The sequence below is a fragment of the Paraconexibacter sp. genome, from assembly GCF_059438195.1.
In genome coordinates, this window is the sequence record NZ_JBLKKY010000034.1 from 1 (window position 1) to 13916 (window position 13916).

General features: G+C 73.9%; 12 protein-coding genes. 7 read left to right on the forward strand and 5 right to left on the reverse strand.

The annotated features are described in order from the left end of the window. The first annotated feature begins 106 nt into the window (after positions 1–106). Entirely contained in the window at positions 107–1543 is a 1437-nt protein-coding gene (locus ACME2J_RS12620; RefSeq protein WP_495545275.1) for an AMP-binding protein, read from the forward strand. Positions 1544–1552: 9 nt separating this feature from the next. Here ACME2J_RS12620 and ACME2J_RS12625 read toward each other — a convergent pair whose 3' ends face one another. Genes ACME2J_RS12625 through ACME2J_RS12640 form a run of 4 tightly spaced genes read right to left on the reverse strand, consistent with a single transcriptional unit; the run spans position 1553 to position 5945 of the window. Then, entirely contained in the window at positions 1553–2590 is a 1038-nt protein-coding gene (locus ACME2J_RS12625) for an MBL fold metallo-hydrolase (RefSeq protein WP_495545276.1), read from the reverse strand. A 43-nt stretch (positions 2591–2633) separates the two neighbouring features. Then, entirely contained in the window at positions 2634–3659 is a 1026-nt protein-coding gene (gene trxB / locus ACME2J_RS12630; RefSeq protein WP_495545277.1) for a thioredoxin-disulfide reductase, read from the reverse strand. A gap of 28 nt (positions 3660–3687) precedes the next feature. Beyond that, positions 3688–5028 (reverse strand): lysylphosphatidylglycerol synthase transmembrane domain-containing protein, encoded by a 1341-nt coding sequence (locus tag ACME2J_RS12635; RefSeq protein WP_495545278.1) that lies wholly within the window; start codon positions 5026–5028, stop codon positions 3688–3690. After that, positions 5025–5945: a phosphatase PAP2 family protein gene (locus ACME2J_RS12640; protein WP_495545279.1), complete on the reverse strand. Its 921-nt coding sequence runs from the start codon at positions 5943–5945 to the stop codon at positions 5025–5027. The genes ACME2J_RS12635 and ACME2J_RS12640 overlap by 4 nt, the downstream gene beginning before the upstream one ends. 92 nt (positions 5946–6037) lie before the next feature. Here ACME2J_RS12640 and ACME2J_RS12645 point away from each other — a divergent pair, with 92 nt between their 5' ends. Then, positions 6038–7987, forward strand: coding sequence for a protein kinase domain-containing protein (locus ACME2J_RS12645; protein ID WP_495545320.1), 1950 nt, complete (start codon positions 6038–6040; stop codon positions 7985–7987). Positions 7988–8002: 15 nt separating this feature from the next. Here ACME2J_RS12645 and ACME2J_RS12650 read toward each other — a convergent pair whose 3' ends face one another. Further along, a complete protein-coding gene (locus tag ACME2J_RS12650) occupies positions 8003–8734 on the reverse strand; it encodes a gamma-glutamyl-gamma-aminobutyrate hydrolase family protein (RefSeq protein ID WP_495545280.1) in 732 nt (243 codons plus the stop codon). A gap of 34 nt (positions 8735–8768) precedes the next feature. Between ACME2J_RS12650 and ACME2J_RS12655 the strand changes: the two genes are divergently transcribed. The 5 genes from ACME2J_RS12655 to ACME2J_RS12675 all read left to right on the forward strand — a co-directional run bounded on the left by ACME2J_RS12655 (position 8769) and on the right by ACME2J_RS12675 (position 13774). Further along, a complete protein-coding gene (locus ACME2J_RS12655) occupies positions 8769–9599 on the forward strand; it encodes an enoyl-CoA hydratase/isomerase family protein (RefSeq protein ID WP_495545281.1) in 831 nt (276 codons plus the stop codon). Between the two features lie 61 nt (positions 9600–9660). After that, complete coding sequence (coxB, locus tag ACME2J_RS12660) at positions 9661–10656, forward strand: cytochrome c oxidase subunit II (protein ID WP_495545321.1); 996 nt, start codon at positions 9661–9663, stop codon at positions 10654–10656. Positions 10657–10679: 23 nt separating this feature from the next. Next, a complete protein-coding gene (gene ctaD / locus ACME2J_RS12665) occupies positions 10680–12404 on the forward strand; it encodes a cytochrome c oxidase subunit I (RefSeq protein WP_495545282.1) in 1725 nt (574 codons plus the stop codon). Between the two features lie 78 nt (positions 12405–12482). Continuing rightward, positions 12483–13394 carry a heme o synthase gene (locus tag ACME2J_RS12670; RefSeq protein ID WP_495545283.1) on the forward strand — a complete coding sequence of 304 codons (912 nt, stop codon included), beginning with the start codon at positions 12483–12485 and terminating at the stop codon, positions 13392–13394. A gap of 152 nt (positions 13395–13546) precedes the next feature. Next, entirely contained in the window at positions 13547–13774 is a 228-nt protein-coding gene (locus tag ACME2J_RS12675; protein ID WP_495545284.1) for a hypothetical protein, read from the forward strand. Positions 13775–13916: the final 142 nt, after the last annotated feature.

A 13916-nucleotide genomic window follows, 5' to 3' on the forward strand; every position in this document is an offset into this window, starting at 1 on the left:
GGCGCCCCGTGCGCCCACGACCCCGGCGGCCCGCCGCCCGGCCACGTCGTCGCCCCCGCCGCGCCGCGCCGCCTGACCGGGGCCCGCGCCGCTAGCGTGCGGCCGCATGGCCGCACCGCGCCCCGGCACCCTCGAGCACCTCGCCGAGCTGAGGCCCGACGACGTCCTCGTCGTCGAGCACGGCACCGGCCGGACCCTCACGCGCGCGGAGTCGGCCGAGCGCGCCGGCCGCCTCGCCCTCGCGCTCGCCGACCGCCACGGGGTGTGCCGGGGCACGCGCGTCGGCCTCCACCTCGACGCCCCGCGCGCGGAGCTCCCCGAGATGCTCCTCGCCCTCGCCGCGCACGGAGCCGTCCCCGTCCCGCTCGTCCCCTCGCCCCCGCCCGCGCTCAGCGCGCAGCTCGCGGCGACCGGGGTCGAGGTCCTCCTCACCGACGACCCGGCCGCCGCCGGCGGGGCGATCGTGCTCGGGGACGCCTACGAGGCTCTCCTCGCCGGCGCGCCGGCGACCGAGCCTCCGCACAGCGGCGTGACGACCGCCCCGCACGGCGTCGCCGCGAGCGCCGGCGCCACCTCCGACGCCCCCCGGCACGTCGACATCGCCGACACCCCGTCCGAGCGCGCGACGCTCTCCCTCCTCGTCGGGGACCTCGCGACGCGCGCCGGGCAGGGGCCGACCGGCCGGCACCTCATGGCCGGCCCGGTGTGGCTGCCGCCGGCGCTCCTCAGCGCCAACGTCGCGCTCCTCGCCGGCGGCGTCCTCGTCGTCGTGCCGGACCCGAGCCCGTCGGCGTGGCTCGAGGCGGTGGGCGACCACGAGCCGCGCACGGCCGTCGTGACCCCGGCCCTCCTCGACGCGGTGACGCGACTCGACCCCGAGACCCTCGAGCTCTCCGACACCACGAGCCTCGACCGCGTCCTCGTCGCGGGCGGGCGCCTCGCACCGCGCTGGGCCGCCCGGGGCCGCGACCTCATCGGCGAGGAGTCGCTCACCGTCCTCTACGCCTCCGCCGAGACCGGGCCCGTCGCCGCGACCGACCCGACCGGCGCGCCGCCGCGAGCCGGCTCGGCGGGCCTTCCCCTCGCGGGCGTGGACGTCGAGCTGCGCGCCGAGGACGGCGGCCACGGCGCGCCGGCCGGCGGCGTGGGCGTCATCCACGTCACCTCGCCCCTCGCGGCGCATCCGGCGGCGACGGCGGGCGATCTCGGCCGGCGCGCGCCCGACGGCGACCTCGTCGTGCTCGGTCGCCGGACGGACCCGCGCTTCGCGACGAGCGGCGGGCCGGTGCTCGCCGCCGAGCTCGAGGACGCGGTGCTCGAGGACGACGCCGTCGCGGCGGTCCTCGTCACCGGCGCCACGGACGGCACCCCGCACGCGCAGATCGAACCCGCCGACGGCGCGACCGTCGATCTCGACGCCGCCGCGGAGCGCGTCGCCGCGGCCCTCGGCGTGGCGCCCGGCCTGGGGACGCCCGTCGTCACGACCACGCCGCGTCTCCCGCGCGACCCGCTCGGTCGCGTCCGGCGCGACGCCGGGGGCTGACCGAGGGCGCTACCGCGGCGGCCGGCGGAGGACGCCGAGATGGAGACCGCCGTGCGCGAACGTCCCGCGCAGCGGCCAGTCGCGCCGGCTCGGCTCGAGCTCGACCGTCGGGAGGACGCAGCGCCACCGCGGATCGTCGCGGTGGGCGTCGGCGATCGCACGCTCGAGGACCATGGCGTCGTAGGCGTCGACGGCGTCCTCGGCGCTGCGGCCGGCGAGCACCTCCGGCGCGGCCGCGGCGACCGCACGCCGCACCGACGGGCAGCGCGAGAGGTGCGGGTGCCAGGCGTCGGCCGCGTGCGCGGCGCCGGACGCGACCCAGATCCCTCCCGCGGTGCGCAGGACGAGCGAGCGGTGCCCGTCCGTGTGGCCGGGGGTCGCCACGATCGCCACGCCGCGCCCGAGGACGATCGAGCCCTCGAGCGGCACGAGGCGGTCGTCGCGGACGCCGTGGAGCGCGCCCCGGTAGGCGGCCTCCTGCAGCGGATGGAGGGCGCGCACGGCGTCGATCTCCGCGCGGCCGACGAGGACGTCCGCGTCGGGGAGGAGCGGCGGGCGCACGGCCCGGTCGGGCCCGACGGGCATCGTCGTGCCGAGGAGCAGACGCGGATCGAGGCCGTGGAGATGGCTGACGCCGACGACGTCGACGTCGTCGACGCGCAGGCCGAGCAGGGCGAGAGCCGACTCGACGGAGTCGCGCTCCCGGGTCCCGGGAGCGTGCTCGTCGGCGACGCGGGGCTCCCAGACGAGGATGCGGCGGACCCCGTCGAGGTCCTCGTAGGAGACGACGAGCAGGCGGTGCGTGGCGCGTGCCGCCCCGGCCAGGGGTCGCACGACGCCGCCGAGCGCGTCCTCGGGGGCGATCGGGACGGTCGCGAGGTCGACCGTGCGCACCGCCTCGACCGGCGCGTCCTCGCGCAGGCGGGCCCGCACCGCGGCCGCGGCGGCGCGCAGGGCGCCGGGACGGTCACCCCGGGGCCACGTCGCCCACGCCTCGTCGACGGCGTCGAGCGCCTCGACCCTGATCTCCGTGCCGGGCGCGGTCACGGGCCCGACAGTACCCGCCGTGGCCCGTCTTCGCGACGGGCCGTCAGGCCGCGGGACCGGTCCCGTGCGCGCTCCACTGCGACTCGGCGAGGTCGCCGCTGCCCTCGAGGCTGGCGGGAGTCGGGACCGCCGGCGTGTCGCGCAGGTACCACTCCGCGTCGAGCGCGGCCTGGCAGCCGCTGCCGGCCGCCGTGATCGCCTGCCGGTAGGTGTGGTCGACGAGGTCACCGGCGGCGAAGACGCCCGGCCGGTTCGTCCGCGTCGAGCGCCCGTCGACGCGGACGTAGCCGTCGTCGTCGACGTCGATCTGCCCGTGGACGATCTCGGACTGCGGCTCGTGCCCGATCGCGATGAACGCGCCCCCCATCGGGACGTCCGTCGTCTCGCCGGTCTCGGCGTGCCGCAGGCGCGCGATCCGCTCGAACGGGCCGTCGCCCTCGAGGAACGCGTCGACCGTGTACGGCGTCATCCACTCGATGTTCTCGACCTCGTGGGCGCGGTCGACCATGATCGCCGACGCCCTGAACTCGTCGCGACGGTGGACGACGACGACCTTCGTCCCGAACTTCGCGAGGAAGATCGCCTCCTCCATGGCCGAGTCGCCGCCGCCGACGACGACGATGTCGCGGTCCTTGAAGAACGCCGCATCGCACGTCGCGCAGTAGGAGACGCCGGCCCCGGAGAGCTCCTCCTCGCCCGGCACGCCGAGCTTCTTGTGCTCGGCGCCCATCGCGAGGATGACCGTGCGGGCCCGGTGCTCCTCGCCGCCGACCGTGACGACGTGGACGCCACCCGGCTCCTCGGCGAGCTGGACCGCCTCGGCCTGGTCGGTGATGAAGCGCGCGCCGAAGCGCTCGGCCTGGTCGCGCATCGTCTGCATGAGCTCGGGGCCCTGGATGCCGTCGCGGAAGCCGGGGTAGTTCTCGACGTCCGTGGTCTGCTGCAGGAGCCCACCCCACATGAATCCCTCGACGACGAGCGGCTCGAGGTCGGCCCTCGCGGTGTACAGCGCGGCCGTGTAGCCCGCGGGTCCGCTGCCGATGATGATGACGTTCTCGATGTCGGCCATGTCGCTCCGGTTCGGGTCCCTTGTCACTTCACTTCGTATAGTACGTCCTCGCCGACGCGGGGACCGCGGCGGCCTCCTGGCGGCCCGCCCCGCGCTCCTCGCGCCAGCGCGCGACCGTCCTGCGCAGCTGGAAGTAGGCGACGATGCCCGGAACCGTGGGCAGCCAGAACGCGAAGACGCGATAGGTGAGCACGGCGACGAGCGCGAGCTCGACGTCGACCCCGAACGCGGCGAACGCGCCGATCATCCCGCCGTCGACGCCGCCCACGCCGCCCGGCAGCGGAAGCAGGTTGCCGAGCATGCCGACGAAGTACCCCATGACGATGACCGCCCACGGCGGCGCCTCGCCGAAGGCGTGGAAGCACGCCCACAGGATCGCGATGTTGAAGCCCCAGTAGGCGATGACCCCGACGAGCGCAGGGTCTCGCGCCGCGATGTGGCGGACCGCGATGCGCACGCCGGTCGAGATCGCCGCCGGGACCGTCGAGAGGCGCACGGCGATGCGGGCGATGCGCCCCTCGCGGCCGGACCAGCGCTCGAAGCGCCGCTCGAAGTCCTGCGGGACCGCGGTCATGAGGAGGCCGATGGCGATGGCGGAGAGCCCGAAGATCGCGGGGATCACCGTGACGCCGAACGGCGAATCCCCCTCGAGGATCCCCCACCTCAGCCCGTACCCGCAGAGCACGAGCGCCAGCATGTAGGCCATGTAGGTGAGGGTGAGGAACGCGATCGACCGGTCGGCGACCTCGCGGCGGGACATCCCGCTGCGCCGCAGCGCCCACGCGGTGAGCGCGATCCCCCCGGCCCCGCCCGCAGCGAAGAGACGGGTCGCCGCGAGGCTCGCCATCGTGATCTGGTAGCTCTCGCGGTAGCCGATCCGCTCCTTCGCGGGGCCGGAGACGTAGATGCCTTGGAAGAGGCCGACGTAGCCGGCGAACGAGAGGACGCTGAAGAGGAACGCCGCCGCGAGCCACCACGGGTCGCCGTCCTCGATCCGGTTCCACGTGTCCTCGAGGCCGCTGAGCTGCGGGAGGACGAAGTAGAAGAAGGCGACGGTGCCGAGGATGAACGCCGCGCCGAAGATGAGCATGCGGCGCGTCACCTGGACGCGCGGCATCTCCTCGTCGTCGTCCTCGACGTCCTGCGTCGAGAGCGCCTCCCCCGCGAGCTCGGCGACGACGCGGGGGGCGTCCGCCAGGCGCTCGTAGTGGTGCGCGTGGTGGTGCCCCGACCGCACGGGCGGCCCGTCGAGCTCCGGCCGCGGGGCCCGCTCCTGGTCCGTGCCCTCCTCACATCCCGGCGCCGCCCCCTGGGGTCGTCCGCGCGTCTCGGCCGCGCGGTCGTCCCCCGGGCGACGGTCCTCGCTCATGCCGCGTGGGCCCTCGCTTCGAGCCGGGAGACGGCGCGCGCCAGCGCGCGCGCGACGGGCGCCGCCCGGGGAGCGGCGCGGCGGACGCCCTCGGCGAGCCCGAGCCCGACGAGGAGGTCGACGACGTAGTGCTCACCGAGATAGACGAGCGCGAAGCCGAGCGTCCCCGCGTACCCCCAGCCGAGCGCGGCCTGGGGTCGCCCGCTCTCGCTGAGGAGATGAGCGGCCATGACGGATGTCGCGAAGTGCAGCGAGGGCATGGCAGCGAGGGGATTTCCGCCGAGGACACCGTACATCGGCTCCCAACGCTCCTTCCAGAAGACCTCTCCGTGCTCGACCATCATGCGGCGCATCTCCGGTGCCCGGCCCACCTGCGCCGCGTACCACGGAGGAGCCGTCGGGACGGCCCAGTAGCCGATCAGCCCGAGGTCGAAGACCGCGTAGGTCATCGCCGCGGCCCGCGGGAACCGCTCGCGCTCGCGGAGCAGGATGTAGAGCACGGTCCCGTGCGGGACGAGGAACCAGAGCCAGTGCGCCCAGACGAGCACCTGCTCCGGGGGCCGGACGGCGCCGTCGGAGCCGAGCGCCCTCTGGAGCCGCGCGCCGGGGAGCTCGCCGAGCCCCAGCACGCGGTCGACGCGGACGGGGTAGTCGACGCGGACGCGCTCGCGGAGCCGCTCCGGGTCGTCGTTCGGCATCTCGTAGGTCGCGAGGTACGCCCACATCTGGAGCGCACAGGCCGCGACGTCGCGGGTCCGCGACCGGCGCACGGCGACGCACAGCGCGACGGGGGCGGCGGCGGCGGTCGCTGTGACGACCGGCGGAGGCAGGCGGAGGCGACGGCGCACGAGGGGCGCGGCGACCCCGACCGCGAGCACCCCCCACGCGCACGCCCGCATGGCGCTGGCGGTGCGCACGGCGCGGCAGTCTAGAAGGTCGCCTCGCCCGCGCGCGGGGAGGCCGTCCGCGGTGCGCCGCCCGCTCGGGTAGAAACCGTGGCGTGCCCGAGATGCAGAGTGGGACCTCGTTCGCCGGCCTCGAGATCCTCGGCGTCCTCGCACGCGGGGACCGGGGGGTCATCCACCTCGCGCGCGAGGAGGGGACCGGCCGGAGGGTCGCGTTGACGACCGTCGAGGCGGCGTCGGTCGACGAGCCGACCCGGCGCGAGATCCTCGCGTCGGTCGAGGCGGTCGCCGCGACCGCGCACCCGAACATCGCCGAGCTCGTCGTCTGGGGTGAGGAGGACGGCCTTCTCCACGCGGGCATCCGCTTCCCGGAGGGGACGTTGGTCTCGGCCGTCGTCGCCCGCGACGGCAGCCTGTCGCCCGAGCGCGCCGCGCAGGTCACGCGCCAGGTCGCCGCCGCCCTCGACGCCGCACACGCCGCCGGGGTCGTGCACGGCTGCCTCACCGGCGAGGTGGTGCTCGTCGACGACAGCGGGCACGTCGTGCTCACCGGCTTCGGACCCGCGATCGGCGCCGCGGCCGACGAGTCGTCCACCCCCGCCCCGGAGGAGGTGCGCGGCGAGCGCATCGACGCGCGCACCGACGTCCACGCGCTCGGGGCGCTCCTCGGGCTGATGCTCGGAGAGGACCCGCCCCCCGCGCTCGCCGCCGTCGTCGAGCGCGCCCTCGCCGAGGACCCCCGCGATCGGTTCCCGTCGGCGGGAGACCTCGGCCGGGCCGCGCTCGCGGCCACGCGCGGCGGCACGGCTCTCGCGTCGGCCCCCGGCCGGGTCGTCGCCACCGGGGCGGCCGCGCCGCTGCGCTCGGCGCAGGAGGAAGTGGACGACGCGGCAGCGGAGCTCGCGCGGCCCGACGTCACGCCGCCCGCCTCGGTCGCCGAGCCCGCCCGGGCCCCGGCGCCGCCTTCGGCCCCCGCGGCGTCCGGGCCGCGTGCGCCGCACGACACCGCGGCCCCGCCGCCCGCCGCGCCGGCGGACGACGCCCGCTCCGGTCCCCCGCGCCCGCTCGTCCTCCTCGCGGTCCTCGCGCCGATCGCCGTCCTCGGCGTCGTCGTCGCGCTGCTGCTCGGAGGCGGCGACGACGAGCCGCTCCCCGACGGGCCGGTGACCGTCGCCGACACGGCCCCGGGGCCCGCCGAGGACCCCACCGGGGCGTTCCGGGTCGGCTCGCGGCCCAACGACGTCGCCGCCGACGGGGGACGGGTCCTCGTCGTCTCCCACCCCGACGACCGCATGACGATCCTCGACGCCGCGACCGGGCGGACGATCGCGCGCCCCGACGTCGGGTCCGGAGCGCTCTCCGTCGCGTCGGGGTTCGACAGCGCCTGGGTGACGAAGGAGACGGGGTCGCTCCTGCGGCTCGACCCCCGGACCGGTGAGCGACGCGGCGACGCGGTCGAGCTGCCGCCCGGCTCCCCGGTGCGGGTGCGGACCGGAGCGGGCGCGGTCTGGGTCGCGGTCCGGAACGCCGACGACGGCGCCTCTGGAGCGATCGCGCGCGTCGACCCGGAGACGCTCGCCGTCGAGACGATCGCCGTCGACGGCGGGGTCCAGGATCTCGACGTGGGCGAGGACGCCGTGTGGGTCGTCTCCCGCGGTGCGCCCGCGGTCACGAGGATCGACGCCGAGACGCGCGAGGCGACGACCGTCGCCGCCGGCGCGGCCCCGCGGGGCATCGCCGTGGGAGCCGGCGCGGCGTGGGTCGCGAGCGCCGGGGACGACACCGTCGTCCGCATCGACCTCGAGGCGCCGTACGAGACGTCGGCGATCGCCGTCGGCGACGGCCCGCGCGGCGTCGCCACGCTCGAGGGATCGGTCTGGGTGACCAACGAGCTCGACGCGACGCTGACCCGCATCGACGCCGAGAGCGCCGAGGTCGCCGAGGACGGGATCGGGGACGTCGGCCGCGCGCCGGTCGCGATCGCCGCCGGCGACCGGGCGGTCTGGGTCGCCTCCGCCCCCGACGGCGCGGTGACGCGGATCCCGGTGCGCTGAGGGCCGGCCGGACGCTCAGCGCACCGAGCGCGCCGCCGCGACCTCGGAGACGAAGCGCCCGACGACCTCGCTCGCGGGATCGGCCTCCGGATGCCACTGGACGCCGACCGCGAGGCGGCGCGAGGGGATCTCGATCGCCTCGACGAGCCCGTCGAACGGCGAGCGCCCCGTCACGACGACCCCCTCCCCGAGCCGGTCCACGCCCTGGTGGTGATGGCTGAGGACGCGGTGGCGCGCCTCGCCCGCGAGCCGCGCCGCGTGGCTCGCGGGGTCGAGCTCGACCTCGTGTTCGTTGCCCGGCCAGCGGCCCGGGATGCGCCGGTGCTCCTCGGTCCCGACGAGATCAGGGAGATGCTGGTGGAGCGTGCCGCCCACCGCGACGTTGAGGATCTGCATCCCCCGGCAGATCGCGAGGACGGGGAGGTCGCGGTCGAGGGCGGCTCGCGCGAGCGCGATCTCGAACGCGTCGCGGGCGGGTGTCGTCCTCACCGTCGCGGGCCCCGCCTCGGCCCCGTAGCTGCCCGGGTCGACGTCGGTGCCGCCGGTGAGGACGAGCCCGTCGACGAGGTCGAGGACCTCGTCGGCGTCGTCCTCCCGCCCGGGGTCCGGGACGAGCATGACCGCGACGCCGTCCGCCCGCTGGACGGCCTCGGCGTAGGCCGTGGGCAGGAACGCGACGGGCTCCTCCCACGGACCGTGACGGACGGTCTCCACCTCCGCGGGAAGGCCGATGACGGGTCGGGACACCGCCTGAGCGTACGCGGAGATAGGGTGCCGCGTCATGAGCGAGAACGTGCTGGGGCTCGATCTGCGGACCGTCTCCGTCACCCGCGCCGGGACGGCCGTCATCGTCGAGCTCGGCCGCCCCGACGTCATGAACGCGTTCAACGCGACCCTCAGCGCGGACCTCGTCGCCGCGCTGACGGCGATCGCCGACGACGACGAGATCCGCGCGGTGATGCTGACGGGCGCCGGCCGGGCGTTCTCGTCGGGCGCCGACCTCACGTCCTTCGAGAACGAGGGCGAGGCGCCGCCGGTGACCGAGGACGGCAAGCCGGACCTCCGCCGCGTCCTGCACGAGCGCTATCACCCGATCATCGAGCTCCTGCGCACGATGGAGAAGCCGGTGCTCACCGCCGTCAACGGCCCCGCCGTGGGCGTCGGGCTCGGCATCGCGCTGGCGGGCGACCTCGTCGTCGCCGCCGAGTCCGCGTACTTCCTCCTCGCCTTCGTGAACATCGGGCTCGTGCCCGACGGCGGCTCCTCCCTCTTCGTGCCCGCACGCGTCGGCGTCGCACGCGCCGCCGAGATGGCGATGCTCGGCGAGAAGGTGCCGGCCGCACAGGCCCTCGAGTGGGGCCTCATCAACCGCGTCCACCCCGACGACGTCTTCCGCGCCGAGGCCGAGAAGCTCCTCGAGCGCCTCGCGAACGGGCCCACTCGCTCGTACGCCGGCGCCAAGCGCCAGCTCAACGCCTCCCAGATGCACCACATGACGGCCCAGCTCGCGCTCGAGGCCGACATCCAGCAGGAGATGGCGGGCAGCGCCGACTTCGTCGAGGGCGTGCTCTCCTTCGCCCAGAAGCGTCCGCCCGCCTTCCAGGGGCGCTGAGGCGCCCGCTGACCTCTGATCCCGTCCAATCGTGACTAGAATCCCCGCCGCCTTGCGCCATATGAACGTCTTCTCCAACAAGCGCCGCAGCCTCCTCCTCGCGCTCACCGCCGCCGTCGGGCTCAGCCTGCTCATGACGGGGACGGCCTCCGCCGACTTCCTCACCCCGGAGGACGGCGGCTCGCCGAACGCCGACAAGATCGACACGCTCTACAAGGTCGTCCTCGCGATCGCCATCGTCATCTTCGTCGTCGTCGCCGGCACCCTCGCCTACTCGGTCGTCAAGTACCGGGCACGGAAGGGCGCCGTCGCTGCGCAGATCCACGGCAACACGCGTCTCGAGATCGGCTGGACCGTCGGCGCGGCCCTCATCCTCGTCGTCCTCGCGGTCGTCACGTTCACCCAGCTCGGCGGCATCCGCAACCCGGAGAACTCCGACCCGGAGGGCATCCAGTTCGCCTCCACGACGGCTCCCGCGGACGGCAAGCGCCTGCCGCCCGACGGCAAGAGCCTCAACATCAAGGTGAACGGCCAGCAGTACGTCTGGCGCTACACCTACGACGACGGGGACGGCAACGTCCTCAACGACGTCTTCTCCTACCACGAGATGGTCGTCCCGGTCGGCACCACCGTCACCCTCGACATCGAGGCCCAGGACGTCGCCCACTCCTGGTGGATCCCGCAGCTCGGCGGCAAGTTCGACGCCGTTCCCGGCTACACGAACTACACCTGGTTCAAGATCCCCGAGCCCGGCGTCTACCGCGGCCAGTGCGCCGAGCTCTGCGGCCGCAACCACGCCGAGATGACCGCGCAGGTCCGCGCGGTGCCCGCGCAGGAGTACGCGCAGTGGATCGCCCAGCAGAAGGAGGCGATCAGCGACGCGAACGCCGCCGCAGCCAAGCAGCGCCGCGCGCTCGAGAGCGAGACGGCGGGCGAGACGAACACCGACCCGGTCGGCGGCGACGAGCGCGACCTCCCCGCGACCGGTGACGAGACCGCGCCCGAGCCCGAGTCCGGCGACCAGGACGGCGCCGCGCAGACGACCCCCACGCCCTGACCCGAGAAGGACCCTCACCTCTTATGGCCACGACGCACGCCACCTCGACCGCCACCGCCGCGGTGCCCCAGATCGCCGCGCGATCCGTGAGGCCCGAGCCGACGGGCTGGACCTCCTGGGTCACGACGACCGATCACAAGAAGATCGGGATCATGTACCTGGTCCTCACCTTCGTCTTCTTCGTGATGGGCGGGGTCGAGGCGCTGATGATCCGCCTGCAGCTCGCGCAGGCGAACAACACCCTCCTCTCGCCGGAGGTCTACAACCAGCTCTTCACGATGCACGGGACGACGATGATCTTCCTGTTCGTCGTCCCCGTGATGGCCGGCTTCGGCAACTACTTCGTGCCGCTCATGATCGGCGCGCGCGACATGGCGTTCCCGAAGCTCAACGCCCTCTCGTTCTGGCTCCTCGCCGCCGGCGGCCTCGTCTTCTACGCGTCGATCTTCTTCTCGCCGCCCGAGTGCGGATGGACCTGCTACACGCCGCTCAGCTCGTCGCAGTACCTGCCGAACGGCGGCGTCGACGCCTGGATCTTCCTCGTCCACCTCACCGGCATCGGCTCGCTCGTGGGAGCCATCAACTTCTACGTGACGATCGCGAACATGCGGGCGCCCGGCATGGGCTGGGGCCGACTCCCGCTGTTCGTCTGGTCGATCCTCATCTACTCGGTGCTGCTCATCCTCGCCCTCCCGGTCATCGCGGGCGCCGTGACGCTGCTGCTCACCGACCGGCACTTCGGGACGAGCTTCTACATCGCCTCGGAGGGAGGCTCGCCGCTCCTCTGGCAGCACCTCTTCTGGTTCTTCGGGCATCCCGAGGTCTACATCATGGTCCTGCCCGCGTTCGGGATGATCTCCGAGGTCCTCCCGGTCTTCGCGCGCAAGCCGATCTTCGGCTACAAGGCCGTCGCGGCGTCCACCATCGTCATCGCGTTCCTCTCGCTGCTCGTGTGGGCGCACCACATGTTCTCGACGCCGAGCCCGACGATCGTCCTCGTCTTCTTCATGCTCAGCTCGTTCCTCATCGCGATCCCGACGGGCGTGAAGATCTTCAACTGGATCGCGACGCTCTGGCGCGGCACGATCGAGTTCACCGTCGCGATGCTGTTCGCGATCGGCTTCCTCTTCACGTTCCTCATCGGCGGGATCACCGGCATCTTCGTCGCGATCTTCCCCGTCGACTGGCAGCTGCACGACACGTACTTCGTCGTCGCGCACTTCCACTACGTGCTCATGGGCGGCGCGGTGCTCGGCGTGTTCGCCGGTCTCTACTACTGGTTCCCGAAGATGACGGGCCGGATGCTCTCCGAGGGGATCGGGAAGATCTCGTTCTGGCTGATGCTCATCGGCTTCCACGTCACCTTCCTCATCCAGCACTCGATCGGCCTCGACGGCATGCCGCGCCGCATCTACGAGTACCCCGACGTCGGGAACCTCGAGCTCTACAACCTCATCTCGACGATCGGCTCGTTCATCCTCGCGACCGGCGTGCTCGTGACCATCCTCAACGTCGCGCGGTCACTGAAGAAGGGCGCGATCGCGGGGCCGGACCCGTGGAAGGCGAACACGCTCGAGTGGTTCACGCAGTCGCCGCCGCCGGTGAACAACTTCGACACCGTCCCCCGCGTCCGCTCCGTCGAGCCGATGAAGGACATCCGCCGCCAGGTGCTCCGCCAGCAGCAGGAGATGGACACCGAGCCGGCGCCCCCCGCCACCGCCGTCGCCGAGGCGCCCGCGGGGACGTGAGGCCCTCGCCCGCGGGCCGCGTCTCCCTGACGCGGCCCGCGACGCGCGCCCGCCGCTCCCGTTAGGCTCGCATCCTCGATGGAGGCCTCCCGCGCCAGCAGCGTCCCCGCTGCGGACATCGTCGCCCCGAGCGCGGCCCGCCAGCTCGTCGCCGACTACGTCGCGCTGACGAAGCCGAAGGTCCAGTCGCTCCTCCTCTTCACGACCGTCGCGGCGATGCTCGTGGCGGGGTCGCCGTCGATCGGCCTCATCCTCCTGACCTGCCTGGGCGGCTACCTCTCGGCCGGCGGCGCCGGCGCGGTCAACCACTGGTACGACCGGGACATCGACGCGCAGATGGGACGCACCGCGGACCGTCCCATCCCGTCCGGCCGCGTCTCCCCGCGAGCGGCGCTCACGTTCGGCATCTCCCTCGCCGCCGCGTCGCTCGTCCTGATGACGCTGACGATCAACCCGCTCGCGGCGTCGCTCTCGTTCGCCGGGTTCCTCGGGTACGTCTTCGTCTACACCGTGTGGCTCAAGCGCCGCACGCCCCAGAACATCGTCATCGGCGGTGCCGCGGGGGCGTTCCCGCCGCTCGTCGGCTGGGCGGCCGTCGAGGGCTCGCTCAGCGGGACGGCGCTCTACCTCTTCGCGATCGTCTTCTTCTGGACGCCTCCGCACTTCTGGGCGCTCAGCCTCCTCATGAAGGAGGAGTACGCGAAGGTCGGCGTCCCGATGCTCCCCACCGTCCGCGGCGAGGCGGAGACGCGCCGTCAGATCCTCCTCTACGCCGTCCTCCTCTACGCCGTCACCCAGCTCCCGTTCTGCGCCGGCGGGATGGGCGCGGTGTACCTCGCCGGGTCCCTCGGACTCGGAGCCCTGTTCATCGGCTACGCGGTCCGGCTGATGCGCCGTGCCGACCGTCCATCCGCGCTGCGCCTCTACCTCTTCTCGCTCCTCTACCTCGCGCTGCTCTTCGGCGCGATGGTCCTCGACGCGAAGCTGTAGGGCAGGCGCCGCCTCGACTCCCGATCGGGTAGAACTCAACACGTCATGGATCGCAACCTCGCCCGCAAGAACGTCCGCGGCGGCCTCATCACCGCCGCCGTCTGCTTCTTCATGTTCGGTATGACCTTCGTCGCCGCCTACATCTACGTCGCATGAGCGAGCGCGAGGAGAACGTCCCGCCCGTCGGCGAGGAGATCCACCTCCCCGGCGGCAGCTTCCAGCCGATCCTCATGACCATCGGCATCACCGTCGCGCTCCTCGGGCTCACCACGTCGTGGGTCCTCACCGTCGCCGGCGGCATCCTCATGCTCGTCACGGGCTGGGTGTGGGTGCAGGACGCCCGGCGCGAGATCGACCAGCTTCCCGCCGAGCACCACTGACGCCCCTCAGCGGGGCGTCTCGCCGCCCGTGCGCGGCGCTCCGGGGCCGGTCCGTGCGATGCACCGTCCCGGCCCTCCCGCCCCACGCACGGGCGACGATCCGCGCCGCTGAGACCCTTCGCCGCTGAGACCCTTCGCGCCC

Coding starts and splice junctions, on each gene's coding strand:
- trxB (WP_495545277.1), bottom strand. CDS start 3,659: ATGGCCGACATCGAGAACGTCATCATCATCGGCAGCGGACCCGCGGGC.
- coxB (WP_495545321.1), top strand. CDS start 9,661: ATGAACGTCTTCTCCAACAAGCGCCGCAGCCTCCTCCTCGCGCTCACC.
- ACME2J_RS12655 (WP_495545281.1), top strand. CDS start 8,769: ATGAGCGAGAACGTGCTGGGGCTCGATCTGCGGACCGTCTCCGTCACC.
- ACME2J_RS12635 (WP_495545278.1), bottom strand. CDS start 5,028: ATGAGCGAGGACCGTCGCCCGGGGGACGACCGCGCGGCCGAGACGCGC.
- ACME2J_RS12645 (WP_495545320.1), top strand. CDS start 6,038: ATGCAGAGTGGGACCTCGTTCGCCGGCCTCGAGATCCTCGGCGTCCTC.
- ctaD (WP_495545282.1), top strand. CDS start 10,680: ATGGCCACGACGCACGCCACCTCGACCGCCACCGCCGCGGTGCCCCAG.
- ACME2J_RS12620 (WP_495545275.1), top strand. CDS start 107: ATGGCCGCACCGCGCCCCGGCACCCTCGAGCACCTCGCCGAGCTGAGG.
- ACME2J_RS12675 (WP_495545284.1), top strand. CDS start 13,547: ATGAGCGAGCGCGAGGAGAACGTCCCGCCCGTCGGCGAGGAGATCCAC.
- ACME2J_RS12670 (WP_495545283.1), top strand. CDS start 12,483: ATGGAGGCCTCCCGCGCCAGCAGCGTCCCCGCTGCGGACATCGTCGCC.